The organism is Streptomyces physcomitrii (assembly GCF_012273655.1).
Classification (GTDB): Bacteria; Actinomycetota; Actinomycetes; order Streptomycetales; family Streptomycetaceae; genus Streptomyces; species Streptomyces physcomitrii.
Genome location: NZ_JAAWWP010000004.1, coordinates 217,497 through 243,712, shown reverse-complemented (window position 1 = coordinate 243,712; position 26,216 = coordinate 217,497). Strand labels below are relative to the sequence as shown.

The following is a 26,216-nucleotide window of genomic DNA, read 5'->3' as shown; positions in this document are numbered from 1 at the left end:
GCTCAGCTGCCGCCCAGGTCGCCGTCCTCGATTTCGCTGCGGAAGGGCATGGCGGCGATCGCCCCCGGCTTGGTGACCGCGAGCGCCGCCGCGCAGACCGCCCAGCTCAGCGCCTGCGGCATGGTCCGCCCCTCGCCGAGCGCAACCGCCAGCGCGCCCACGAAGGTGTCCCCGGCCCCGGTGGTGTCCACGGTCTCCACCTTCGGCGCGGGCACATGCAGCGGCTCGTGCTCCCGGCTCGCGTACAGGCAGCCCTCCGCGCCGAGGGTGAGCACCGCCTCGGGGACCTTCTCCAGCAGGGCGGCCAGGGCGGTGCGGTGGTTCTCCTGGCCGGTCAGGGCCGTCGCCTCGCGCTCGTTGAGGACGAGGAGGTCGGTCACCGCGAGCAGCTCGGCGGGCAGTTCCCGGGCGGGGGAGGGCGTCAGCACGGTACGGACGGTGTGCCGGTGCGCGGCCTTCGCGGCGGCGAGCACCCCGCTCATCGGGATCTCCAGCTGGAGCAGCAGGGTGTCGGCGGTGGCGATCAGCGCCTCGTCGCCCGGGGGGAGGTGGGTGAGGGTGCCGTTCGCGCCGGGGATCACCACGATCGCGTTGGAGCCCTGCGCGTCGACCACGATGTGCGCGGTCCCGCTCGGTCCCTCCACGGTGCGCATCAGGTCGGTGTCCACGCCGTTGTGCGCGAGCTCGGCCAGGAGCGCGGGCCCGTACGCGTCGGTGCCGACCGCCCCGATCATGGCGACCTCGGAGGCTCCGGCCCGGGCCGCCGCGACCGCCTGGTTGGCGCCCTTGCCGCCGGGCAGGGTGCGCAGTTCGTGCCCCGTCACGGTCTCGCCGCGGCGCGGGGCGCGCGCCACGTAGGTCGTCAGGTCCATGTTGATGCTGCCGAGTACGACGACGGCGGTCATACGGTCAGGCCTTCCTGGAGCCGGGGTCGGGCGGGGCGGCGCGGCCGGTGCCGGGAGCGCCGCCAGGGGGAAGACTGCCCCGCGGCGGCGTGATCAAGGGCACAGGCACGCCGCGTACCGCGGACAGCCGCCGCCCGAGGGGGCCTTCGGAGCCGGGCGCCACGCCGGTAAGCACGGCCTTCCTTGCTGGCGAGAGCGATTTTTCGCGCGTACTTTCGAAGACGTCGCGGGGGTGCCGGGCCACCGGGGGTGGTACCGGGAGCGGAGCGAGAGAACGCGCGGGAGCGCCCCCGTCCCGGCGCGGAAGGGGATGTCACATGGCCGTCGTCGAGACCGGTGCCACGCCGCACGCGGCGCACCGCGACAACCACACCCACCGCGAGGTCAACGGCGGCTGGCTGCGGCCCGCGGTGTTCGGCGCGATGGACGGCCTGGTGTCCAATCTGGCGCTGATGACCGGTGTCGCGGGCGGCAGCGTGGGCCCGGGCGCCATCGCGCTGACCGGGCTCGCGGGACTGGCGGCCGGGGCGTTCTCCATGGCGGCCGGCGAGTACACCTCGGTGGCCTCGCAGCGGGAGCTGGTCGAGGCGGAGCTCGCGGTGGAGCGCCGGGAGCTGCGCGCCTACCCCGAGGACGAGGAGGCCGAGCTCGCCGCGCTGTACGTGGGCCGCGGCGTGGAGCCCGCGGTGGCGCGGCAGGTCGCCCGGCAGCTGTCGAAGGACCCCGAGCAGGCCCTGGAGATCCACGCCCGCGAGGAACTCGGCGTCGACCCCGGCGAGCTGCCCTCCCCGCTGGTGGCCGCCTTCTCCTCCTTCGGCGCCTTCGCGCTTGGCGCGCTGCTGCCCGTACTGCCCTATCTGCTCGGCGCCACCTCGCTGTGGCCCGCCCTGCTGCTGGCGCTCGCCGGTCTCTTCGCCTGCGGTGCGGCGGTGGCCGCGGTGACCGCGCGCAGCTGGTGGTACAGCGGGCTGCGGCAGCTGGCGCTCGGCGGGGCGGCGGCCGGTGTGACGTACGCCCTGGGCCATCTGATCGGTGCGGCCGTAGGGTGAGTGGTTGCGGAGCTATACGGAACCCTGCATAAGTAGTTGTTACCAGGCGGTTTCGAACCTGGGAACCGGGGGCATGAGCCGTAAGCACGGCGGGCAATGAAGCTCGCGCCGCACCCGGGTCCGCGTCGGCTCAGCCAACCGTCCGGCCCCTCTCACTCCTCTCGGTCGCACGAGCGATGGCACGCGCGATGTCCGCATGCTGGAATGAACTATCCGGTTTTCGAGAAACGTTCCATCATGTAACCTGCACGAAATTTCGCAGAGGGCCAACGTCGTCCCTCGGCACGCACATTGCCACGACGACGACGGGAGAGCCGATGCGTTCGCCGCGCCAGCCGTCCCAGCACTCCTCGCCCCAGGCCGCCACCGCCTGGTCGCACATGGATGCTCGCCCTGCCGCGCAGGGCATGTACGACCCGCGCAACGAGCACGACGCCTGCGGTGTCGGCTTCGTCGCCACCCTCACGGGCGAGGCGAACCATCAGCTGGTCGAGCAGGCGCTCACGGTGCTGCGGAATCTGGAACACCGCGGCGCCACCGGCTCCGAGCCCGACTCCGGCGACGGCGCGGGCATCCTCACCCAGGTCCCGGACGCCTTCCTGCGCGAGGTCACCGACTTCGAGCTGCCCGAGCAGGGTGCCTACGCCGTCGGCATCGCCTTCCTGCCGCGTGCCGAGAACGCCGAGGCCCTCGCCCGTATCGAGGCCATCGCCGCCGAGGAGGAGCTGACCGTCCTCGGCTGGCGCGAGGTGCCGGTCGCCCCCGAGCTGCTCGGCAGCATCGCCCACGCGACCATGCCCGCCTTCCGGCAGATCTTCGTCGGCGACGGCGAGAACACCGGCATCGCCCTGGACCGCAAGGCCTTCGCGCTGCGCAAGCGCGCCGAGCGCGAGGCCGGGGTGTACTTCCCCTCACTGTCCGCGCGGACCCTCGTCTACAAGGGCATGCTCACCACCGGCCAGCTGGAGCCCTTCTTCCCGGACCTGTCCGACCGCCGCTTCGGCAGCGCCATCGCCCTGGTCCACTCCCGCTTCTCCACCAACACCTTCCCGAGCTGGCCGCTGGCCCACCCGTACCGCTTCGTCGCGCACAACGGTGAGATCAACACCGTCAAGGGCAACCGCAACTGGATGCGGGCCCGCGAGTCGCAGCTCGCCTCCGAGCTGTTCGGCGAGGGCAAGGACTTCTCCCGGACCTTCCCGGTCTGTACGCCGGACGCCTCCGACTCGGCCTCCTTCGACGAGGTCCTGGAACTGCTCCACCTCGGCGGACGCTCACTGCCGCACAGCGTGCTCATGATGATCCCGGAGGCCTGGGAGAACCACGCCTCGATGGAGCCGGCCCGGCGCGCCTTCTACCAGTACCACTCCACCCTGATGGAGCCCTGGGACGGCCCGGCCTGCGTCACCTTCACCGACGGCACCCAGGTCGGCGCCGTCCTCGACCGCAACGGACTGCGCCCCGGCCGCTACTGGGTCACCGACGAGGGCCTGGTCGTGCTCGGCTCCGAGGTCGGCGTCCTCGACATCGACCCCGCCAAGGTCGTCCGCAAGGGCCGCCTCCAGCCCGGCCGGATGTTCCTGGTGGACACCGCCGAGCACCGCATCATCGAGGACGACGAGATCAAGGCCGCCCTCGCCGCCGAGCAGCCCTACGAGGACTGGCTGGAGACCGGCGAGATCGAGCTGGAGGACCTGCCCGAGCGGGAGCACATCGTGCACACCCACGCCTCGGTCACCCGCCGCCAGCAGACCTTCGGCTACACCGAGGAAGAGCTGCGCGTGCTGCTCGCCCCGATGGCCAAGGCCGGTGCCGAACCGATCGGCTCGATGGGCACCGACACCCCCATCGCCGCCCTCTCCAAGCGCCCCCGGCTGCTCTTCGACTACTTCACCCAGCTCTTCGCGCAGGTCACCAACCCGCCGCTGGACGCCATCCGCGAGGAACTGGTCACCTCGCTGTACTCCTCGCTCGGCCCGCAGGGCAACCTCCTGGAGCCGACCGCGGCCTCCTGCCGCAGCGTCACCCTGCCCTTCCCGGTGATCGACAACGACGAGCTGGCCAAGCTCATCCACATCAACGCCGACGGCGACATGCCCGGCATGAAGGCCGCGACCCTCTCCGGCCTCTACCGCGTCGGCGGCGGCGGGGACGCCCTCGCCGCCCGCCTGGACGAGATCTGCGCCGAGGCCGACGCCGCCATCGAGGCCGGCGCCCGGCTGATCGTGCTCTCCGACCGGCACTCCGACGCCGAGCACGCGCCGATCCCCTCGCTGCTGCTCACCTCGGCCGTCCACCACCACCTGATCCGCACCAAGCAGCGCACCCAGGTCGGCCTGCTCGTCGAGGCGGGCGATGTGCGCGAGGTGCACCACATCGCGCTGCTCATCGGCTTCGGCGCCGCCGCCGTCAACCCGTACCTGGCGATGGAGTCCGTCGAGGACCTGGTGCGGGCCGGCACCTTCCTGCCCGGCACCGAGCCCGAGCAGGCCATCCGCAACCTCATCCACGCCCTCGGCAAGGGCGTCCTGAAGGTGATGTCCAAGATGGGCATCTCCACCGTCGCCTCCTACCGGGGCGCGCAGGTCTTCGAGGCGGTCGGTCTGGACGAGGAGTTCGTCGCCAAGTACTTCGACGGCACCACCACCAAGATCGGCGGAGTCGGCATCGACGTCGTCGCCAAGGAGGTCGCCGCCCGGCACGCCAAGGCCTACCCGGCCACCGGCATCGCCCCGGCGCACCGCGCCCTGGAGATCGGCGGCGAGTACCAGTGGCGCCGCGAGGGCGAGCCGCACCTCTTCGACCCGGAGACGGTCTTCCGCCTCCAGCACTCGGCGCGCAGCGGCCGCTACGACGTCTTCAAGCAGTACACGGACCGGGTCAACGAGCAGTCCGAGCGCCTGATGACGCTGCGCGGACTCTTCGGCTTCACCTCCGGGCGCCCCTCGGTGCCGATCGAGGAGGTCGAGCCGGTCAGCGCGATCGTCAAGCGCTTCTCCACCGGCGCCATGTCGTACGGCTCCATCTCCCAGGAGGCGCACGAGACCCTCGCCATCGCCATGAACCAGCTGGGCGGCAAGTCCAACACCGGCGAGGGCGGCGAGGACGCGGACCGGCTCTACGACCCCGCGCGCCGCTCGGCGATCAAGCAGGTCGCCTCCGGCCGCTTCGGCGTGACCAGCGAGTACCTGGTCAACGCCGACGACATCCAGATCAAGATGGCCCAGGGCGCCAAGCCCGGCGAGGGCGGCCAGCTGCCCGGCCACAAGGTCTACCCCTGGGTCGCCAGGACCCGGCACTCCACGCCGGGCGTCGGCCTGATCTCGCCGCCGCCGCACCACGACATCTACTCCATCGAGGACCTCGCCCAGCTCATCCACGACCTGAAGAACGCCAACCCCGAGGCCCGCATCCACGTGAAGCTGGTCTCCGAGGTCGGCGTCGGCACGGTCGCCGCGGGCGTCTCCAAGGCGCACGCGGACGTGGTCCTCATCTCCGGCCACGACGGCGGCACCGGCGCCTCCCCGCTGACCTCCCTCAAGCACGCGGGCGGCCCCTGGGAGCTGGGCCTCGCCGAGACCCAGCAGACCCTGCTGCTCAACGGGCTGCGCGACCGCATCACCGTGCAGACCGACGGCCAGCTCAAGACCGGCCGCGACGTGGTCATCGCCGCCCTGCTCGGCGCCGAGGAGTACTGCTTCGCCACCGCGCCGCTCGTGGTCTCCGGCTGCATCATGATGCGCGTCTGCCACCTGGACACCTGCCCGGTCGGCATCGCCACCCAGAACCCGACGCTGCGCGAGCGCTACTCCGGCAAGGCCGAGTACGTGGTCAACTTCTTCGAGTTCATCGCCGAGGAGGTCCGCGAACTCCTCGCCGAGCTGGGCTTCCGCAGCCTGGACGAGGCCATCGGCCACGCCGAGCACCTGGACACCAGCCGCGCCGTGGACCACTGGAAGGCCCAGGGCCTGGACCTCGCCCCGCTGTTCCACGTCCCCGACCTGCCCGAGGGCGCCGTACGCCACCAGCTCGTCGACCAGGACCACGGCCTGGAGAAGGCGCTCGACAACCAGCTGATCAAGCTGGCCGCCGACGCCCTGTCCGCCGAGTCCGCGGGCGACGCCCAGCCGGTGCGCGCGCAGATCGCCATCCGCAACATCAACCGCACCGTCGGCACCATGCTCGGCCACGAGGTGACCAAGAAGTTCGGCGGCGGCGGACTGCCCGACGACACCATCGACATCACCTTCACCGGCAGCGCGGGCCAGTCCTTCGGCGCCTTCGTGCCGCGCGGCATCACGCTGCGCCTGGAGGGCGACGCCAACGACTACGTCGGCAAGGGCCTGTCCGGCGGCCGGATCGTGGTCCGCCCGGACCGCGGCGCCGACCACCTCGCGGAGTTCTCCACCATCGCGGGCAACACCATCGCCTACGGCGCCACCGGCGGCGAGCTGTACCTGCGCGGCCGCACCGGCGAGCGCTTCTGCGTGCGCAACTCCGGGGCGACCGTCGTCTCCGAGGGCGTGGGCGACCACGGCTGCGAGTACATGACCGGCGGCCACGCGGTCGTCCTCGGCGAGACCGGGCGCAACTTCGCGGCCGGCATGTCCGGCGGCATCGCGTACGTCATCGACCTCGACCCGGACAACGTCAACGCCGGCAACCAGTCCGCGATCGAGGAGCTGGACGAGACCGACCGCCGGTGGCTGCACGAGGCCGTGCGGCGCCACCAGGAGGAGACCGGCTCCACCGTCGCCGAGAAGCTGCTCGCCGACTGGGACGCGAGCCTGGCCCGGTTCTCCAAGATCATCCCCAGTACGTACAAGGCAGTGCTCGCCGCCAAGGACGCCGCCGAGCAGGCCGGGCTCTCCGAGTCCGAGATCACCGAGAAGATGATGGAGGCGGCGACCAATGGCTGATCCCAAGGGCTTTCTGAACCACGGCCGCGAGGTCGCCGAGTCCCGTCCGGTCGAGGAGCGCGTCAAGGACTGGAACGAGGTCTACGTCCCCGGCTCGCTGCTGCCGATCATCTCGAAGCAGGCCAGCCGCTGCATGGACTGCGGCATCCCCTTCTGCCACAACGGCTGCCCGCTCGGGAACCTGATCCCCGAGTGGAACGACTTCGCCTACCGCGAGGACTGGCAGGCCGCCAGCGAGCGGCTGCACGCCACCAACAACTTCCCGGAGTTCACCGGGCGGCTGTGTCCCGCGCCCTGCGAGTCGGCCTGCGTGCTCGGCATCAACCAGCCCGCGGTGACCATCAAGAACGTCGAGGTCTCCATCATCGACAAGGCCTGGGAGACCGGTTCGGTCGCCCCGCAGGCCCCGGAGCGCCTCTCCGGCAAGACGGTCGCCGTCATCGGCTCCGGACCGGCCGGACTCGCCGCCGCCCAGCAGCTCACCCGGGCCGGGCACACCGTCGCGGTCTACGAGCGCGCCGACCGCATCGGCGGCCTCCTGCGCTACGGCATCCCCGAGTTCAAGATGGAGAAGCGGCACATCAACCGCCGTATCGAGCAGATGCGCGCGGAGGGCACCAAGTTCCGTACCGGGGTGGAGATCGGCCGGGACCTCGACGCCGCCAAGCTGCGCAAGCGCTACGACGCCGTGGTCATCGCCGCCGGGGCCACCACCGCCCGCGACCTGCCGGTGCCGGGCCGGGACCTGGACGGCATCCACCAGGCCATGGAGTACCTGCCGCTCTCCAACAAGGTGCAGGAGGGCGACTACGTGGCCCCGCCGATCACCGCCGAGGGCAAGCACGTCGTCGTCATCGGCGGCGGCGACACCGGCGCCGACTGCGTGGGCACCGCCCACCGCCAGGGCGCCGCCTCGGTCACCCAGCTGGAGATCATGCCGCGGCCCGGCGAGGACCGCGCCCCGCACCAGCCGTGGCCGACCTTCCCGATGCTCTACAAGGTCACCTCCGCGCACGAGGAGGGCGGCGAGCGGGTCTACTCCGTCTCCACCACCCACTTCGAGGGCGACGAGGACGGCAGGGTGCGGTCGCTGCACCTGATCGAGGTCGAGTTCGTCGACGGCAAGCTCACCCAGAAGCCGGGCACCGAGCGGGTCATCCCCGCCCAGCTGGTCACCCTCGCCATGGGCTTCACCGGCACCGACCAGGACAACGGCATGGTCGGTCAGTTCGGCCTCGACCTCGACGAGCGCGGCAACATCGCCCGCGACGCCGACTACGAGACCAATGTCCCCGGCGTCTTCGTCGCCGGTGACGCGGGCCGCGGCCAGTCCCTCATCGTGTGGGCGATCGCGGAGGGCCGCTCGGCCGCCCGCGGCGTCGACAAGTTCCTCACCGGCGTCAGCTCGCTGCCCCGCCCCGTCCGCCCCACCGACCGCTCGCTGGTGGTCTGAGGCTCCGGCCCGCTCCACCAGCGCGCACCCCGCGTGCCGTACAAGGAAGTACGGACCACGACCACGGCGCCCGCCTCGTCCCCGACCGGACGGCGGGCGCCGTGGAGGTTTCCGGGGGCGGCGGGCGGCGCGGAGGGGCTGGGGGCTCGGGGGGCCGCCCCTCAGCTCGGGGCGAGCCAGGTCACCAGGACCGCGGCGGCCACCGCGCAGATCGCCACCAGCGCCAGCCAGCGGCACCACTCCACCAGCCGCCACACCACCCGGGTGCGCCGCACCTCGTAGGTGAGCAGCCGCATCGGCTCCGAGCAGACCTGCACCCCGGGGCGCCCGTGCACCGCGAGCACGCTCAGCCAGGACGCCGCGATCAGCAGGACGAAGCCGCCGGCCAGCAGGGCGATCACCAACAGCCGCGCCCGGCCGCCGAGTTGGCTCAGGTCCTCCTGCCCCTTGAGCACGAAGACCGCGGTCAGCAGCCCGGTCAGCGAGGCGAGGAAGTTCCGGTAGCCCTCGGCCTGGGCGAGCGCCTGGGCAAGCTGGCGGTGCGGGTCGAGGAGGGCGTCGCCCCGGCGTTCGGCCGCGCGGAGCTGGGCGTCGGTGAAGTTCACGCGCCACTGCCTCCGGCCGGGTCTCCGCTCGGCGGCGGGGCGATGGGGAAGAAGGCGCCGCAGCCCCGGGGCTCCTCCGCGGGCCGGGACAGGTGCAGGCTCTCGCAGCGGCAGGAGGTGTGCCAGGCGCCCGGCCCCGGATCCTTCCGGCGGCCGAGGAAGCCGCCCTTGGCCAGCGGCGGCTGGACGAATCCGTAGCTCCGGGTCATCTCGCAGCGGCAGACGGGGCAGGACCCGGTGGCCACATAGGCGACCCCCGCCTCGTCCTCCCGAACGCTCCACCGGAAGACCACCAGCCCCTCGTGGCGGACTTCACGGTACTCCACGGGCGCGCTCATACGGCGTCCTCCTCGGCGGCGGGCGGAAGCTTCAGCTGGAACAACTCGGCGTAGTGGAGCAGGCGTTCGCGTACGGCGGCCTCCTCCCACTCGGTCTCCTCCGCGCCCAGGACCAGATGGTCGGGCGCGACCTCACCGCTGAGCGCGGGCGCGGAGCCGGTGAGCTGCTCGGTCAGCAGGATGACGTCCCGCCAGGTGGGCACGGTGTCCACCTCGGCGCCCTGCGGCTCCCGGACCCGCACGTCGAGGCCGAGCAGGCGGAAGGGCGCGTAGCGGGCGTAGGCCTTGCCGAGGGTCCAGCCGAAGCGGCCTGCCGTGCGGACGAGTTCGAGAGGGCCGAGGAGTCCCGGTCCCAGCAGGCCGTCACCGAAGGCCGCCTTGTCGAACCGGTCCGGGTGGAAGTCGCCGAAAGCCTTGTCGAGGGCGGGGCCGGGGAGTTCGCCGGGGGGTGTGGGGGCGCCGACGACGGTGAACTCGTGGAGGCGGGTCACGGTGGCGGCCAGGGGGGTGTGGGTGCGTTCGGCGTGCCGGAGGAGGCCCGGGATCCGGAGGCGGCGCCGGAAGCGGTTCACCTCCACGGGGCCGTCCTCGTCCGTCAAGGTGGCCACTTCCGCTGCCGTCGCCTGAAGCTTGCGGGCCTCGGAGGGCAGGGTGGGGATGCGCAGCGGCAGCACATGATCGGTCGTGGCGATCCGGTCCATCACCGTGCCCAGGTCGGTGCCGTCCATGACGGTCAGGGCCAGCGCATCGAAGAAGGTGACACCGTCCTCGTCCAGGTCGGCACTGACACGGAGGTACTGGTGGCGCCGCAGCGCCTGGGTTTCCAGATCCTCCCTGCGTACGCCGCGCCAGTCGATCAGCCCCAGCGCCTCCAATTGACCGACAGCGGCGGAGAAGGCCGAGGGGTCCTTGGGCTCCATGGACGAGTAGGAGCCGACCAGTTCCCATGGGAGTACGGGCTTGCGTTCCTCCCCCAGCGAACGGCGTGAGAAGACGGAACCGACCCAGGGAGGCACCAGCCAGTCCTCCGCGGCCTCGGGGATCACCGGAGCGGTCACTCCTGTCGAGGGTGAGGCACGATTCACCCGCCGCGCCACCTCGCCCAGCGGGGCCAGGAGCTCCGCGGCTCGAACGAGGAGGGCCGCCAAGGGGAGGGGACCCTCTCGCCACGGGGGGTCGTCAGTGTGGCGGATCGGGAGCAGGAGCCGCTGCTCCGGGACGAGTTCGGTCGCCTCCAGCGCGGCGGAGGCCGGTTCCCGGGCCAGGCTCAGGCCGAGCGGGGCGAACTGGGTGATGCGGCGGGCCAGTTCGGAAACAGAGAAAGGAGGCGCGGCCCGGCTCAGCAGATCGACGGGGCGCACGCGTCCGGGCAGCCACTGCCCCGTGAGTCCTTGGAACCTGAACTTGGAGTAGCGCCAGCTAAACTGCGCCGTGTCGTAGACCAGCGGCGCCACCTCGTCCTTCGACACCCTCGCCGCCGCCAGCTCCGGTGAAAGGCACGGTGGGGGCGGAAGAGTCCGGTCGAGATTCCGCAGCCGGCCGAGCCGGGACACCAGGTCGCCCAGCGGGAGTTCGTGTTCTGCGGCACTGATGATCATCGGCCCGTGCACGGCCGGCAGAGCTGCCCGGCGGAACTCCGCGGAGCGTCTCAGGTACGAGTCCTGCGGGGCACGCAAGCTGCGGACCTCCTCGCCGCGATCGACGTAGGCGAAGTGCAGATCCACGTCGATCTGGTCCACGGTCTCGTCGCCGAGGGCCCGGATGTCCTCCGCGGACGGAACCGTGACCCCGGCGATTGCATGGCGGCGGATGGCCCGAAGAGCCGTCCGCACGGAGATGCCCGCCTTCGCGGCGGTCTCCAGTACCGAAGCCCATCCGCGCGGAGCGTCGTGAAGATAGAGGAGCGCGTCCAGGCTCTGGGCGGGGGCATACCCCTCGGGTGCGAAGGGCTCGCTGTCCTGACGAATGCCCAGACGGGTGCACTGCCAGCTGTTGAGCAGCGCGGCCTCTTCCCAACGGCTGTTCTCTGCACCGGGGTTGAACTCTACAAGCGAACCCCGCATGACCAGCCGGTCAGAGGGATAGCAGCCGGTGTTCCCCAGCCGCAGGCGGTCATGGCCGAGTCGGCCCCCCTCCTCGGAGCCGAGCACGGCGATTGCCTGACCGGGCAGCGACTCCAGTACCGCGACGGCCAGCCTCGGGGCGTCGTCGACCAGCTTCCAGAGCCATCTCAGCGAGACCTCGTCCATGCCCGGCGCCGCCTGGACCACCGCCTCCAGCAGTTCTTCCAGCACCAACGTCTCGTCGTACGAAAGCAGTTGCTTGCGGTCCACGCTCGGTACCGGGCTGTGCCGCTCGCGCAGGTTCACCACCCGGCCGTAGACCTTGGGCGCGTCCTGCATGACGATGCCGTCGAGGAGGAGCTGTCCCTCGCCTTGGACGAGCCAGGCGTCCCCGGTCAGCTCGACGGGGTTGCCGTGCCAGCCGTCCCGGCTCTTCAACAGGCCCGGCTGCCAGTGGAGTTCACGGAGGACTACGCCGTTCTCGTCGTGTTCCACCGCGTGCACCTCGTGCTCGGTCACCCACAGCAGGGCGCGCAGGGTCTCCACGACGGAGGGGCGCTTCTCGTTCTCGCGGGGTTCGGCGAGGTAGAGGCGGACCCGGGTGCCGCCGTCGGCGGGGACGAGCGGGTCGTCGCTCTCGTTGATCTGGAGCAGGCCGGAGCCGGACTGGATGTCGGCCCGCTGCGCGCGTTCCCCTGCGACCCGGCCGAAGTGGTCCACGGCCTGGCTCCACACCACGACCTCGTCGGCGAGCATGAAATAGCTGAACACCCCGATGCCGAAACGGGAGTTCATCGCCCGGTCGACGATGCCCGCCCGGCGCCAGTTGCGCCGTTCGAGGACGAACTCGGGGTCCTGCTCATAACGCTTGCCCGCACGGGCGAACATCGAGGTCAGCCGGGACCGCGACATCCCGGCCCCGGTGTCGGTGCACTCGATGTACTGCCGCCCCTTGTCCCAGCCCTGGGTCAGCACGATGGCGCTGCGCACCGGCTGCTGGGCCCTGCCGTACTGGTGGCGCATCTCCCGGTAGCGGCAGGCGTCCAGGGCGTTCTGGTAGAGCTCGCGCACGGCCAGCATGCGGTCGCCGTAGAGCTGGGTCCCCATCAGCAGCGGCCGGATCTCGTCCTCGGCGAGCCGGAAGCGCTCCAGGGGCTCCTTGTACCGGCCCGGCAGGGCACGCAGCTGCTCGGTGGTGACCCGGTGCGGCAGGCCGCGGAGCAGGGGGCCCGCCGAGGTGTCCGCGTGGACCGCCCGTACGGTGGCGTCGGCGGCCAGGGCGAGTTCCTCCACGGCCGCGTGCAGGGCGGGGTGCGGGCAGGCGAAGCGCACCGCGAGGCCGTAGGGCGCACCGGTGTCCTCCGGGCCAGGACCGTTCCGGCGCCCGCTCGCCTCGTCGTAGTCGAAGCCCGTGCCGAGCGCGCCGACGACCTCGCCGGCCCGCAGCGGCTCATGGGCTCCCAGGTGGTCGACGAGCACACTGGCCAGGCGCCGCGGGTCCGCCGCGAGCAGTCCCGCGGTCCACAGGAGGCGGGCCAGCTGCCTGCCGCGCCACTGGTTGCCGCGGACCGGCCGGGAGGAGATCCAACGGTTGCCGTGGTCCGGGTCGTTGATCCGCGGGCTCAGCCCGGGCTTCACCGTCAGATGCCCGAGCACCTGCCGTACCTGGCTGTCGATCTCCCGGCGGGCCTCGGGGGTACGGGGACCGGCGCTGTGGGAGTCGGCCGCCGCCTCGATGGCCTGCACCACCCGCTCGATGAGCTTGTCCACCGCCGAGTAGTCGCCGGTGCGCTCCCACAGGCGGTCCCAGTCGGCGATGAAGCGGTGGCGCAGCCAGTGGTCGGCCGCCAGGGTCGCCTCGGTGAGACCGCGTCCGCGCAGCGTCTCCACGGTGCGCAGGACCAGGGAGTGGGCGCGGCAGACGTCGCGTGCCGCGTCCCGGACCAGCCGGTCGTGGGTGCCCGTGCCCTCCTCGCGGCCGCGCGGCCCCGGGTCGAGCTGCCGGGGCTGCAGATGGCGCAGTTCCTCCAGGGCGACGGCGACGATGCCCTCGTGGACGACGGCCGAGGCGAGCAGGCAGGCGGTCTCGGCGGGGGAGAGGAGGTCGTCGCCGCGCAGTTCGGCCCGGGCGACCAGTTCGCCGAGCCGGGTCTCCACCCGCGCCGGGTAGTTCGGATCCGCCCAGGGGTCGTCCTGGTGGGCGCCCGCGCCGCTGAAGCTCTCCGCCACATGGTGGACCAGCTCGGCCAGCTTCTCCCGCACTCGTTCATGGGTGGAGGCGGCGCCCGAGGTGTGGGCCCACAGCGCGGAGTGGCGGATCGTCTCCGCCCAGGCGAGGGTCTGCCGCGAGCCCTCGCAGAGGAGGGGGTCGCCGTGCTGCGCGTCCTGTCCGGGCAGCGGCAGCACCGTCTCGATGCCCGGCGGCTCCACTTCGGGGTGGCGGTCCGCGATCCGGCGCAGTTCGGTCCCGGCGTACTGCACGACCTCGTGGAGGGTGGTGGGCCGGGTCGAGGGGGAGAGCGCCTTCACCAAGGCCTGTGCGAACCAGCTGCCCTCCGTGGGGTCGGCGTAGGAGCGCTGGCCCGCGCCGCAGCTGTAGATCCAGTAGGCGTCCTGCCGCCCCGACTGCCAGGCGCCCTGGTCCACATCCGGGTCGCTCTGCTCCGCGACCCGGCAGATGTCCAGGCACACCACCGCCGTCACCCCCGCCGGGAGGGAGCCGAGGAGTTCCGCCGGGGCCGCGCGCAGCAGGGTGTGCGGGTGGAGGCCGCGGGTGCCGTCGTCGCGGGGGCGGCCGGGCTGGCTGTCGGCGAGGACCAGGTGGTCGCGGCCCGCCAGGGTCTCGCCGTGGCAGGAGATGTAGAGGAAGGCGGTGTCACCGGCCTCGCAGGAGGCGAAGAAGTCGCTGATGCAGCCGACCACGGGGCCGCGCCCGGTGTCCTCGTGCTTGACGGTGACCGTATAGCCGGACTGCTCCAGGGCGGTGTGCAGCAGGGTGACGTCGCGGGCGGCGAAGTCCAGCGGCGGGAAGCGCTCGGCGAGTTCGGGGACCTGGTCCAGGTAGGTGGTCCGCCGGACCCCGAGCAGCAGCGCCCGTCTGGCCCCGTCCCGTGCACCCTCCGTGTCCGGACCCATCCGCACCGCCTCCCAGCCCGCCCAGAAACAGGCGGACATCATCCCAGAAGTCCGGTGCGGGAAAGGGGAGTTGGGGCCAGAGGGGGTGCCGTTCGGCCACTCGGCGCGGCCCTGTCCCGCCGGGTCAGGGAATCCGGTACTCCTCCCCGTACACCCGCCACGTCAGCGGCGTGCGCAGCTCCAGGTTGCCGTCGTAGAGGAACTGGCGCTCGGCGGTGTCGATGCGGCTGGTGTCGCGGTCCGGGCGGTGCTTCCTCATCGCCGCGCGGCGCTTGTCGAGGAAGATGTCGAGGTAGGCCTTCTCGCTGCCGCCCTGGGAGGGGAGGTCGGTCTCGTCCAGGGTGGCCTCGCGGATGCCGTAGAAGCCGTCCGGGCCGGTGCCGGGGCCGTGCAGCACCATGGCGTCGTAGTAGGCGAACTGGCCCAGCGTGCCGAGGCCGTCGAGTTTGGCCAGCCGGACGGCGGGCTCGAAGTAGACGCGGTCGCGTTCGGCGTCCTGGGCGGCGCGGAAGGCGGGGCGGGCGGCCTCCGCGCGCCAGGCCGCGGTGAAGGCGGGGCCGAGGCCGGTGTGCGCGTCGCTGCCGTCGACCGCGCGCAGGGCGGGCAGGAAGCGGGCGAGCCGGTTGCCGGGGTGGTCCTCGCTGTAGCGCGCGACCAGGGTGAGCAGATCGTGGGTGCCGCTGCAGAAGCCGATGATCCCGGCGGTGTAGCCGCGGCCGTCGCCGATGTCCTCGATATAGCCGTACTGGCCGCGCCAGTCGAGGGTGGAGTTCTCCGCGCTGGCCACCAGCTGCTGGGCGATCTCCTTCTTGGCGGGCGCCGCGAGCCCGGGCGGCAGCTTGGCGATCTGGGCGTCGTCCCGGGCGCGTTCGGCGGCGGCGGAGTGCGCGCCGCCGTCCGAGCCGCCCGAGCCGCCTTCCTCGGAGCCCGGGGTGAAGAGGAAAACCAGCGCCGTCGCCACGGGCGCCACCGCGAACAGGGCCCAGCCGGTGCGCCTCACGCGGCACCCGACCCGGTCAGCGAGGACACCTTCACGGCGGCCAGGACGAGGAGGACGAGGAGGACGCTCGCGCAGGCCGCGCCCTGGACCGGGAGACGGCGGGCGCGCGGCGCCCAGGCGAAGGCGGCCGCGACCAGGGCGCCGGTCAGCAGCCCGCCCAAGTGCCCCTGCCAGGAGGCGAATCCGGCGGAGACCAGCATCCACACCAGGAGTCCGCCGAGCATCCGGTTCACCGCCTCGCGGGGTGCGCCGAGGCGGCGGCCCACCACGTAGCAGGCGGCGCCGAGGCCGAAGATCGCGCCCGAGGCGCCCACCGTGTCGGTGTCCGGGGCGAGCAGCAGCACCAGCACCGAGCTGCCGAGGGCGGAGAGCAGATACAGGGCGAGGTAGCGGACCCGGCCGAGCTGGAGCTCCACCACCCGGCCGATGTTCCACAGCGAGAACATGTTCAGCCCGATGTGCAGGATCCCGAAGAGGCCCTCGGTGGGGGAGAGGTGCAGAAAGGCCCCGGTCAGCAGCCGGTACCACTCGCCCGCGACCACGCCCTCCGCCGTGAAGCCGGGCGGTACCGGGTCCTGGTGCACATAGTGCTCCCCGTCCGGGCCCCGCATGCCCGCGCCGAGCATCCCGAACTGGTCCAGGATCTCCGGGCGCAGCAACTCGCCGAGGAAGCAGAGCAGATTGAGCCCGATCAGCGCGTAGGTGACCACGGCCACGGGAAGGGCGCCGCCTCCGAAGGCGGTACCCGGCTGCCGCTGTGCCGCCCCCTCGCCCTCGGCGGAGCACTCCACGCACCGGGGGCCGTCCGCGGCCTCCCGTACGCAGTCCGGGCAGACGGGCCGCCGGCACCGGGCACAGTGGACAGGGGTCTCCACCTCGGGGTGGCGGAAGCAGGTGGAGACTGCGGCATCCACGCGCGGCTCCTCGGGGGTCGGGGACGGGACGGGCGCTGCGCCTCGCGGGGGCGGGCAGGGCCGGGAGCCGGTGGGGCGGCGCGGCGAACAATGTAGCGAACGGGATGAGTGGGGCCGAACTCCCGCTGCCGGGCCGGGTGGAGTGGACGGGTGGAGACGGCCGGACCGGGCCGCCGTCCCGGCTGCGCCTCTGCCGCCCCGGGCATTCCGCTCTCCACCCGCCTCCACCCGCTCCCGGGGCGGCTTGGCCGCCGCGGTGGGTCGTCATCGGCGGAGCGCGGCGCATCCGTACGCGGGTGTCCGGGTCCTGGGGGCCGACGTCCCTCAGCAGGGTGCCCGCGTGAGCAGGGTGCCCGCGTGCCTTGGCCGTACTCCGTGATGTGACTCTCGCCGTTCCGCTCTCCCCCCTGGTGGGGGCCGCCGTCTAACGTCGGCAGCCTACGATCGGAGCCCCGCACATGCCGCGTACCTTCACCGTCTCGGACAGCATCGTCATCGCCCTCGACCCGGGGGAGGTCTACGAGCAGATCAGCGATCCGCGCCGGATGGCGAGCTGGAGCCCGGAGAACCAGGGCGCCACGCTGGGCGAGGGATGGGGCCAGGGGACCAGGGTCGGGCTGCGTTTCGCCGGGCACAACAAGCGCGGTGGCGTGAAGTGGACGACCCAGTGCGTGGTCACCGCCGCCGAGCCGGGGGAGCGGTTCGCCTTCCGGGTGCGGGCGTTCGGGCCCCGGCGCCTCGCGCTGCCCTCCAGGATCGCGAGCTGGGAGTACCGCTTCGAGGCGGTGGACGGCGGCACCCAGGTGACCGAGACCTGGACCGACGACCGCCGCTCCTGGCCGGATTTCCTCGCCAACGGCTTCGACAAGGCGGTCACCCGCGGCAAGGTCTTCGCCGACTTCCAGCGGGGCAACATCCGGCACACTCTCGCGACGCTCAAGCGGCAGCTGGAGCGCGGCGGCGCCACCCGCGGGGAGTGACCCGCGGCGCCCTGGGCGGGTGAGCGACGCCGCCCGGTCCGGTGAGCGCCGCCGCGGTCAGGTCTCGCAGTCGTGCACCGTGCCGCACAGGGAGCACCGGGCGCGCAGCCTGCCCCGTACCGGCACCCGGATCCGCTGGAAGCAGGCCGGGCAGGCGAAGGAGACCGAGGCGGGGCCGAGGCCCTCGAAGCGGTAGGGGGCGGTGGTGAGCGGGTCGCCCGCCCGGGCCAGGCGGCGGTCCCTGGCGTAGCGGCGGCGATCGGCCCAGGCCGCTGCCGCGAGCGGGGGGCGGCGTCCCTCGTGCCGGGCCAGGGCCAGGCCCTCCTGGTAGGCCGGGTACGCCTGGGGGCTGGTGAACCAGGGCGCGGGGTCCTCGCCGAAGTGCCGGGCGCGCAGGGCCAGTACGTAGCCGAACTCCTCGGGGGTGAGGTAGCCGAGCTTCTGCGAGGAGAGGGCGTCCGCGCGGAAGGCGTCGAGCAGCAGCCAGCCCGCGCCGAGGTAGGCGGTCACGGTGTCGGTGAGGATCTCGTTGTCCCGGGTGCCGGGGAAGGACAGGTCCAGGCGGTGCAGCAGGACATGCGCGATCTCGTGCGCGAGGGCGGCGCCGATGTCCCTGCGGTGGCCGCGGAAGCGGTTGTTCAGCTCGATGAAGTACTCGGGCCCCGCGGTCGGTTCGACGGTGGCGGCGTGGGTCATCTCCCGGAAGCTCACCACGGCGCGGGCGTCCGGCAGCCGGTAGTGCCGCACCAGCGCGCCCGCGATCCGCTGCGCGCCGTGGTGCAGGTCCTCCTCCTCGTCGAAGGCCACGTCCGAGGGCGGGACGCTCAGGCCGAAAGCCTGGACCCCGCTGGCCGAAAGTCGCCGATACAGCGCGGTCAGTGCCGCGTGGACGGTGTCCAGATGCGGAAAACCGCGAGTCACCGGTCCGCTGTCCGCCATGCACACACCCCCGGTCAGGAGTCGAAGCCGTCCCGTTTTCGGACGGTATCCGAGAGCGCTTTCCGGCCGCTGGCTGGTTTTTGCCCTCTTGTCGTTTGGTGACGCGCATCCCCATAATCCAACAACGCTTTGACGGGCCCATGCCACCCCCACGCACACGGCGGGCGGCCCGTGGCCTGTTGGCGCGTTCAACCCCCCACGAAAGGAAGAACGTTGAAGCGCTCTACGAAGATCACCACGACGAAGAGACTTCTCGCCGCCGGCGCCGTCACGCTCGCCGCCTTCTCCCTTCAGCCCGCCGCCCAGGCCGCCCCGGCGCCCGTCGTCGGCGGAACCCAGGCCGAGCAGGGCGAATTCCCCTTCATGGTCCGGCTGTCGATGGGCTGTGGTGGCGCACTCTACGAGCAGGACATCGTCCTGACCGCGGCCCACTGTGTCGACGGCTCCGGCCCGGACACCAGCATCACCGCCACCGGTGGTGTCGTGGACCTGGAGAGCAGCGACGCGATCACCGCGCAGTCCACCGAGGTCCTGCAGGCCCCCGGCTACAACGGCAAGGGCAAGGACTGGGCCCTGATCAAGCTGGACAAGCCGATCGACCAGCCCACCCTGAAGATCGCCACCGACGCCAGCTACAACGAGGGTGACTTCACCATCGCCGGCTGGGGTGCCGACAAGGAGGGTGGCGACCAGCAGCGCTACCTGCTCAAGGCCGAGGTCCCCTTCGTGGACGACGCCGCCTGCGGCAACGCCTACGGCGACGACCTGACCCCGGACGAGGAGATCTGCGCCGGCCTCATCGAGGAGGGCGGCGTCGACACCTGCCAGGGCGACTCCGGCGGTCCCATGTTCCGCAAGGACGACTCCGGCGCCTTCATCCAGGTCGGCATCGTCTCCTGGGGCCAGGGCTGCGCCCAGCCCGGCTACCCCGGCGTCTACACCGAGGTCTCGACCTTCGCCGCGGACATCGCTGAGGCCGCCCAGGGTCTGTGACCCGGCAGCACCACCGTCCCCCCACCGGCGGGCGCCCGCGCTGAACCGAGCACCCGCTCGACCGGACGCGCAGCACTGACGCACCACCGCAGCACTGGTGCACCGCAGTACCCGTACGACGAGCAGGACCCGGAGCCGCTGTGCCGCTCCGGGTCCTGTTCCGTGTCCGGCCCGCGTGCCGTTCCCCGCCCGTTCACCGCGGGGTCCGCCGCGCGGGTGCGGACGTTAGTCCAAGACCTGCGCCTCCTTTGTCCATGGGCCTGACCGGCCGGTCAGCAGCATGGTTACGGCCACGGAAGTTGATCCTCAGGAGGGTGTGCCTTGCAGTCAGACACGTTTGCGCCGAGGAGAAGGACCGTGGTCGCGGCGGGAGCCCTGGCCGGAGCCGGAGTAGCCCTCGGGGGCCTCGGGGGCACCGCCGCCGCGGCGCCCGCGGACGGTGTCATCCGCTCCCGGGAGCTGGAGGTGCGGGTGGCCACCGGCTTCCCCCGCGTCATCAGCTACACCGACCGCGCGGACCGCGCCGTGCTGCACGGCCAGGAGGACGAGGTCACCACCGTCCTGATCGACGGCGCGGAGCACACCCCGAAGGTCGGCTCCCGGCTGCGCGGCGACCACGCCGACTACCGCCTCGACTTCGAGGGCGGCACCCGGATCGAGGTCCGCATCTCGGTCGAGGGCCGCCGCGTCGACTGGCGGGTGACCCGGATCGCCGACACCGGGGCCCTGCGGGTGGGCACCCTCCAGATCCCCGGTCTCGCCCTGCTCTCCGTCCGCAGCGACCAGCCCGGGGCGACCCTCCTCGCGGCCAAGGTGCAGCTGGACAAGGCCAAGAGCGGCGACACCTTCGTACGGCCCGGTAAGGACACCCCGGCCGCGGCGCCCGCCGGGTGCGCCTACGCGGTCCTCGCCCACGACCGGCTCGGCGGCGCCTTCGAGACCAACACCGTCTGGGACCGGACCGACGAGAAGACCAGCTGGGAGAACGGGCGGCTGTGGCACAGCACGGTCCGCGCCGAGGGCTATGTGAAGGCCCAGCTCGCCCCCGGCCAGTGGACGCACCGCGCGGCCACCTCACCGGTGGACGCCACCGAGCCGCTGCCCTACGCCACGGTGATCGTCACCGGGGACCGCAACGACGACGGCGAGGTCGACTGGCAGGACGCCGCGATCGCCTTCCGGGACGTGATGGTCACCCCGCGCGGCGCCGAGGACCAGCATCTGCGCGTCGTCGCCCACATCCCCTTCAACTTCGCCTCCCAGGCCACCAACCCCTTCCTCGCCACCCTCGACGAGGTCAAGCGGATCAGCCTGGCCACCGACGGGCTGCGGCAGTACACCCTGATCAAGGGGTACGCCTCCGAGGGCCACGACTCGGCGCACCCCGACTACGCGGGCAACTACAACAAGCGCGCGGGCGGGCTCGACGAGCTGAACGCCCTGGTCCGCGAGGGCCGCAGGTGGAACAGCGACTTCTCGGTGCACGTCAACGCCACCGAGTCGTACCCGGTGGCCGAGTCCTTCTCGGAGACCCTGGTCGACAAGGAGGACAAGCAGTGGGACTGGCTGGACCAGTCCTACCGGATCGACCCCCGCCGCGATCTGGTCTCCGGCGACATCGTCAAGCGCTTCGCCGACCTGCGCGCCCAGACCGACCCGGCGCTCAACACCCTCTACATCGACGTCTTCCGCGAGTCCGGCTGGAACTCCGACCGGCTCCAGCGGGCCCTCGCCGAGCAGGGCTGGATCGTCACCACCGAGTGGGGCCACGGCCTGGAGCGCTCCTCGGTCTGGTCGCACTGGGCCAATGAGCCCGACTACGGCGCCGACACCTCTCGCGGCCTCAACTCGCAGCTGATCCGCTTCGTACGCCACCACCAGAAGGACGTCTTCGCCGACAAGTGGCCGACGCTGCTCGGCCACGGCCGGATGGGCAACTACGAGGGCTGGGTCGGCAAGACCGACTGGGCGGAGTTCTACGAGATCATCTGGACCGACGCCCTCCCGGCCAAGTACCTCCAGGCCCAGCCGATCAAGAAGTGGAGCGCGCACGAGGTCACCTTCTTCGGCGCCACCCGCACCGTCGTCTCCGACGCGGACGGCACCCGGCAGATCACCACCGACGGCCGCCTCGTCTACGACGGCGGCAGCTATCTGCTGCCCTGGCAGCCGCGCCGGGCCACCGACCCGGAGAAGCTGTACCACTACCACCCGAAGGGCGGCCGCAGCACCTGGCAGCTGCCCCGCGGCTGGGCGCACCGCTCCACCGTCAGCGTCTACCGGCTGACCGACCAGGGCCGCGTCCATGTCACCGACGCCCGGGTGCGCGGCGGGAAGGTCACCCTGGACGCCGAGGCGAAGCAGCCCTACGTGGTGCATCCGCGCCGGGTCCGCGAGGGCGCCGAGGCCGACTGGGGCCAGCACACGCCGGTGCGCAACCCGGGCTTCCACTCCGGTGATCTGTCCGGCTGGCGCGCGAAGGGCCCGGCGAAGGTGGTGCGCAGCGAGCGCGGCGACCACGAACTCGTGATCGGCGCGGGCGGCGCGGCGGCCGTCTCGCAGACCCTCGGCCGCCTCGCCCCGGGGACCTACGCGGCCTCGGTGCAGGTCGAGGTCGGCGAGAAGGCGGGGGAGCGGCGCCGGGCGGCCCTGGAGGTGCGCACCGCGGACGGCGAGCGTGCGGTCAACTTCACCGAGACCTCCACGGCCGGGAACTACGTCGCCTCCGACCGCAAGCAGAAGACCCGCTTCCAGCGCCTGTTCACCTGGTTCACCGTCCCCGAGGGCGGCGGGCCCGTCGAACTCGCCCTGACCGCCGGGGAAGGCACGGCCCGGGTCCGCTTCGACGCGGTACGGGTGGTGCCCGGGCGGCGGTCCGCCAAGGAGGGCGCCCTGGTCTTCGAGGACTTCGAGCACGTGCCGCAGGGCTGGGGCCCCTTCGTCAAGGGCGACGCCGGGGACAGCACCGACCCGCGCACCCATATCGCGCAGAAGCACGCCCCGTACACCCAGCGCGGCTGGAACGGGAAGGCGATCGACGACGTCATCGAGGGCGGCGAGTCCCTGAAGTCCCGGGGCGAGAACGAGGGACTCGTCTACCGCACGGTGCCGGGCACCGTCCGCTTCGAGCCGGGCAGGAGGTACCGGGTCTCCTTCCTGTACGAGAACGAGAAGGCGGACCAGTACGCCTGGATCACCGGCGTCGACGAGCCCGGCGCCCGCGAACTCGACCGCAGGAAGCTGCCGGTGGCCACCGAACCGGCCGCGCTGAGCTACGAGTTCACCGCCCCCGAGAAGGGCGAGGCCTGGGTCGGGCTGCGCAAGACCGGCAAGGACGGCACGGCCGAGTTCGTCCTGGACGCCTTCGAGGTCCGGGAGGTCTGACCCTTCGGCAGGGGGCGGGCGGACCCGCAACCGCCCGCCCCGCGCGAGGGACCGCGGCGGCGGTCCCCCCGCGGAGAGCGCCCACCTCCTCGGGCACTCTCAGCCCCCGGACCGGCCGGGGCCCCGCGCCCCGGCCGGTCCCCCGATCGGGCGCCCCACCGGGGCGCCGGGGGAAACCGCTCGCGCCGGGCCCGACCACCCGGCGCGGGCGGTCCGCACAGGGCACGGCAGGGCCCGGTTCCGTACGTCGGAACCGGGCCCCGTGCGTGGAGCGGGACCGCGCTCCGGGCGTGGCCCGCGGGTGAGCGGAGCGGCCCGCGGCCCGACCAACTCGCCCTGCCGGCAGCCCCGTTCACCTTCCCGGGCCCCGCGCCCTCCTCAACTCGCCGACCGGGCGGCCCTGTTCACGCGCCTTCCTCAACTCGCCGAGCGGGCGGCCCTGTTCACGTGCCCTCCTCAACTCGCCGAGCGGGCGCCCCTGTTCACGTGCCGATGCCCACGCGCCGATCCGGCTTCGCCGCCCAACTCGCCGTGTCGAGGACCCCGTTGCTCGTCGTGTCGAGGACCCCGGTCAACTCCCGGGGCCGCTCACCCCGCTCAACTCCACTGCCGTGCCCGCCTCCTCCAGTTCCAGGACCCAGACCTCGCAGGCGCCCTCGCGCAGCACCGGGCCGGGTACGTACAGGGAGTCCTGCGGGCCGAGGGACCAGTAGCGGCCCAGGCAGAAGCCGTTGACCCAGACGAAGCCGCGGGTCCAGCCGGGCAGCCGCAGGCGCGCGTCGCCCGCGCCGCGGATCTCGGCGCTCGCCCGGTACAGGCCCGCGGCGCCGTCCCCGGGGGCCGCCGTGAAGGGCAGGGCGCGCACCCGCTCGGCGGCGTCGAAGGCGTCCAGGCGCAGCCCGCGGGCCCGCACCCCGTGCAGGAACTGGCGCTCGTGCCGCAGGCCGCCGGTGGCGCCCTTGGGCTCGCCGGTGCGCGGGCCGTAGCCGACCCGGCCGAGCGACTCGGTCCACAGCTCCACCTCGGCGGGGCCCGCGACCGGCTCCGGCAGCACCGGCTGCTCCTCGGTCAGCACCCCGGCGCGCCGCCCGTCCACGTACACCACCGCGCGGTCCCGCAGCCCGGGCGCGCTCAGCGGGTACGGCTGCCGCGGACCCGGCACCCGTACCGTGTAGCGGACCAGACCGCGGTCCACGTCCAGCTCCTCGAAGCTCGGCGGGAGCGGGCCCTCGGTCTCGGGGCCGCCGAGCGCGGCAAGCACCTCGGCGAGCGGCACCCGGTCCCGGACCGGGGCGAAGACCGGGGCGCCGAGGGACGGGGGAGCCGGGGGCAGCCCGGGCGGCGGCTCCTCGGCGTACGCGGCGAGCACCTCGCGGAAGGCGAAGAACTTCGGGGTGGGGCGGCCGTACTCGTCGATCGGCGCGTCGTAGTCGTAGGAGGTGACGTCCGGGAGCAGGCGGCCGTCGTGCAGCTCGCCCGCCCGGTTGGCGCCGGCCCAGCCGCCGAAGCTGGTGCCGCCGTGCGCCATGTACAGGTTCACCGAGGCGCCGCACTCCAGGATCTCCCGCAGCGCCTCCGCCGCGTCCCCGGGTTCGCGTACGGCATGTCCGGCGCCCCAGTGGTCGAACCAGCCGCACCAGAACTCCATGCACATCAGCGGGCCCTTCGGCCGGTGCCCGCGCAGGGTCGCGAAGGCGGCCCGCGCCCCGGAGCCGAAGTTCGCGGTGGCCAGCACCCCGGGGACGCCGCCCCCGGTGAGCATGTGGTCCTCGGGGCCGTCGGAGGTGAACAGCGGCACGCTCACCCCGAGGTCCAGGAGCAGGTCCCGCAGCTGCGCCAGGTAGCGGGCGTCCGAGCCGTAGGAGCCGTACTCGTTCTCGACCTGGACCATCAGGACCGGGCCGCCGCGGTCCACCTGCCGGGCGACGACCTGGGGGAGCAGCGCGGCGAACCAGCGGGCCACCGCCGCCCCGTAGACGGCGTCCCGGGTGCGGGCGCGCGGGCCGAGCGGGCCGGTGATCCAGTGCGGCAGCCCGCCGTTCTCCCACTCGGCGCAGATGTACGGGCCGGGGCGCACGATCGCCCACAGGCCCGCCTCGTGGGCGGCGTCCAGGAAGCGGCCGAGCGCGTCCAGGTCGCGGTACTCGCCCGGGCGCGGCTCGTGCAGGTTCCACGGCACATAGGTCTCGACGCAGTTGAGGCCCATGGCCCGCAGCATCGCGAGGCGGTGCCCCCACTGGCTCTCGTGGACCCGGAAGTAGTGGAGGGCGCCGGAGAGCAGCCGCAGCGGGCGGCCGTCCAGCTCGAAGTCGTCCTCGCCCACCCTGAACTCGTGCATCTGGCGCCTTTCGCTCGCAGTCCCGCACCGGACACCCTCACCCCTGGCGGCGACCCGGTCCATGGACAAAGATCGGCGGGACATGGATTCCGCGGAGGGGCCGTGGCGAGGCGCGCGGACACCCGGGCCGGTGCCCGCCCTTCCGCCCGCTTCCGCGCCCGTTCTCCGGTCCCGGGCCCGGTTCGCCGCCCGTGCGGGCGAACCCCCGGCGGAATCCGGCCATCCACCGGAGCGGGCACCACGCGAGAATGGACCCGGCGAGCCGCGCACCGAAGAGGGAGGAAACGGGATGTACCACACCTGGATGCGGTATTTCACTCCGAGCCCGGCCCACTACCGGCTCGGGCTCGTCTGCCTCGGCGTCGGCCTCCAGCACGGCACCCTGCCCACGGTGGGCCCGCGCACCCTCGACCACCATGTCGCCGTCGTCCTCAGCTCCGGCCGCGGCTGGTTCGCGGGCGCCGACGGCCGCCGCGTCCCGGTCCGGGCCCCCGCCCTGCTCTGGCTCACCCCCGGCGTCCGCCACCACTACGCCCCGGACTCCGGCACCGGCTGGGACGAGTGCTTCGTCGACTTCACCGGGCCCGCCACCGCCACGTACACCGAACTCGGCTACATCGAGCCCGAGCGGCCCGTGGTCCCCCTCTCCGACCCGGCCGCCGCCCGCGCCGTCGTCGGCCGGATGACCCGGGCCGCCCGCCGCGACAACCCGCTCCTGGAGGTGGAGACCGCGGCCGCCGTGCACGAACTCCTGGTCGCGCTGCGCCGGGCCCGCGCCGACCTCGGCCCGGACGGGGACCCGGTGCTCGCCGCCCTCGCCGCGGACGCCTTCCAGCCGCTGTCGGTCGCCGAGCACGCCGCCCGGCACGGCATGACCCCCGCCGAGCTACGCACCGCGGTACGGCGCGGCGCCGGGTGCAGCCCCAAGGACTACCTGCTCGGCATCCGCCTCGGCCGCGCCAAGGAACTCCTCGCCGTCACCGATCTGCCGGTCGCCGCGGTCGCCCGCCGCGTCGGCTACGACGACCCCGCCTACTTCTCCCGGCTCTTCACCCGCCGCGTCGGCATGGCCCCGGTCCGCTTCCGCGCCCAGCAGGGCCGCAGCGTCCCCGGCGGCTGGAGCAACGCCGTTCCCGACCCGGACGATCCGCCGCTGGTCCAGCAGCCGGACGCCCCGGACGCCGCGCCCGGGGCGACGTAG

Annotated in this window: 15 protein-coding genes; 7 read left to right on the top strand and 8 right to left on the bottom strand. The window is 72.9% G+C overall.

From position 1 onward, the window contains the following. Positions 1–2: 2 nt before the first annotated feature. Positions 3–905 (bottom strand): ribokinase, encoded by a 903-nt coding sequence (gene rbsK, locus HFV08_RS08870; RefSeq protein ID WP_168537606.1) that lies wholly within the window; start codon positions 903–905, stop codon positions 3–5. A 317-nt stretch (positions 906–1,222) separates the two neighbouring features. Between rbsK and HFV08_RS08865 the strand changes: the two genes are divergently transcribed. The 3 genes from HFV08_RS08865 to HFV08_RS08855 all read left to right on the top strand — a co-directional run bounded on the left by HFV08_RS08865 (position 1,223) and on the right by HFV08_RS08855 (position 8,326). Beyond that, a complete protein-coding gene (locus HFV08_RS08865; RefSeq protein WP_168537604.1) occupies positions 1,223–1,954 on the top strand; it encodes a VIT1/CCC1 transporter family protein in 732 nt (243 codons plus the stop codon). Between the two features lie 317 nt (positions 1,955–2,271). Further along, on the top strand, positions 2,272–6,873 hold the full coding sequence (gene gltB / locus HFV08_RS08860) for a glutamate synthase large subunit (protein ID WP_168537602.1): 4,602 nt from the start codon (positions 2,272–2,274) through the stop codon (positions 6,871–6,873). Continuing rightward, positions 6,866–8,326, top strand: a complete 1,461-nt coding sequence (locus HFV08_RS08855) for a glutamate synthase subunit beta (RefSeq protein ID WP_168537600.1) — start codon at positions 6,866–6,868, stop codon at positions 8,324–8,326. Before gltB ends, HFV08_RS08855 begins: the two co-directional genes overlap by 8 nt. 161 nt (positions 8,327–8,487) lie before the next feature. Here HFV08_RS08855 and HFV08_RS08850 read toward each other — a convergent pair whose 3' ends face one another. The 5 genes from HFV08_RS08850 to HFV08_RS08830 all read right to left on the bottom strand — a co-directional run bounded on the left by HFV08_RS08850 (position 8,488) and on the right by HFV08_RS08830 (position 16,381). Continuing rightward, positions 8,488–8,931: a hypothetical protein gene (locus HFV08_RS08850; RefSeq protein ID WP_168537598.1), complete on the bottom strand. Its 444-nt coding sequence runs from the start codon at positions 8,929–8,931 to the stop codon at positions 8,488–8,490. Next, on the bottom strand, positions 8,928–9,269 hold the full coding sequence (locus tag HFV08_RS08845) for a hypothetical protein (RefSeq protein WP_168537596.1): 342 nt from the start codon (positions 9,267–9,269) through the stop codon (positions 8,928–8,930). Before HFV08_RS08845 ends, HFV08_RS08850 begins: the two co-directional genes overlap by 4 nt. Continuing rightward, the gene (locus HFV08_RS08840; RefSeq protein WP_246341607.1) at positions 9,266–14,467 is read right to left on the bottom strand and encodes an HD domain-containing protein; all 5,202 of its coding nucleotides are present in this window, start codon (positions 14,465–14,467) and stop codon (positions 9,266–9,268) included. The genes HFV08_RS08845 and HFV08_RS08840 overlap by 4 nt, the downstream gene beginning before the upstream one ends. Positions 14,468–14,591: 124 nt before the next feature. Next, complete coding sequence (locus tag HFV08_RS08835; protein WP_168537594.1) at positions 14,592–15,467, bottom strand: chitosanase; 876 nt, start codon at positions 15,465–15,467, stop codon at positions 14,592–14,594. Next, positions 15,464–16,381 (bottom strand): rhomboid family intramembrane serine protease, encoded by a 918-nt coding sequence (locus HFV08_RS08830; RefSeq protein WP_168537592.1) that lies wholly within the window; start codon positions 16,379–16,381, stop codon positions 15,464–15,466. Before HFV08_RS08830 ends, HFV08_RS08835 begins: the two co-directional genes overlap by 4 nt. A 458-nt stretch (positions 16,382–16,839) precedes the next feature. Here HFV08_RS08830 and HFV08_RS08825 point away from each other — a divergent pair, with 458 nt between their 5' ends. Next, positions 16,840–17,361, top strand: a complete 522-nt coding sequence (locus HFV08_RS08825; RefSeq protein ID WP_168537590.1) for an SRPBCC family protein — start codon at positions 16,840–16,842, stop codon at positions 17,359–17,361. A gap of 57 nt (positions 17,362–17,418) precedes the next feature. Here HFV08_RS08825 and HFV08_RS08820 read toward each other — a convergent pair whose 3' ends face one another. Then, positions 17,419–18,300 (bottom strand): hypothetical protein, encoded by an 882-nt coding sequence (locus HFV08_RS08820; RefSeq protein ID WP_168537588.1) that lies wholly within the window; start codon positions 18,298–18,300, stop codon positions 17,419–17,421. Positions 18,301–18,513: 213 nt separating this feature from the next. Between HFV08_RS08820 and HFV08_RS08815 the strand changes: the two genes are divergently transcribed. Both HFV08_RS08815 and HFV08_RS08810 read left to right on the top strand, forming a co-directional pair. After that, positions 18,514–19,293, top strand: a complete 780-nt coding sequence (locus HFV08_RS08815; RefSeq protein ID WP_210430032.1) for a S1 family peptidase — start codon at positions 18,514–18,516, stop codon at positions 19,291–19,293. Positions 19,294–19,650: 357 nt separating this feature from the next. After that, positions 19,651–22,677, top strand: a complete 3,027-nt coding sequence (locus HFV08_RS08810) for an endo-alpha-N-acetylgalactosaminidase family protein (protein ID WP_312885475.1) — start codon at positions 19,651–19,653, stop codon at positions 22,675–22,677. A 571-nt stretch (positions 22,678–23,248) separates the two neighbouring features. Here HFV08_RS08810 and HFV08_RS08805 read toward each other — a convergent pair. Beyond that, a complete protein-coding gene (locus HFV08_RS08805; protein WP_168537584.1) occupies positions 23,249–25,015 on the bottom strand; it encodes a glycoside hydrolase family 35 protein in 1,767 nt (588 codons plus the stop codon). Between the two features lie 289 nt (positions 25,016–25,304). Here HFV08_RS08805 and HFV08_RS08800 point away from each other — a divergent pair, with 289 nt between their 5' ends. Next, the gene (locus HFV08_RS08800) at positions 25,305–26,216 is read left to right on the top strand and encodes a helix-turn-helix domain-containing protein (protein ID WP_168537582.1); all 912 of its coding nucleotides are present in this window, start codon (positions 25,305–25,307) and stop codon (positions 26,214–26,216) included.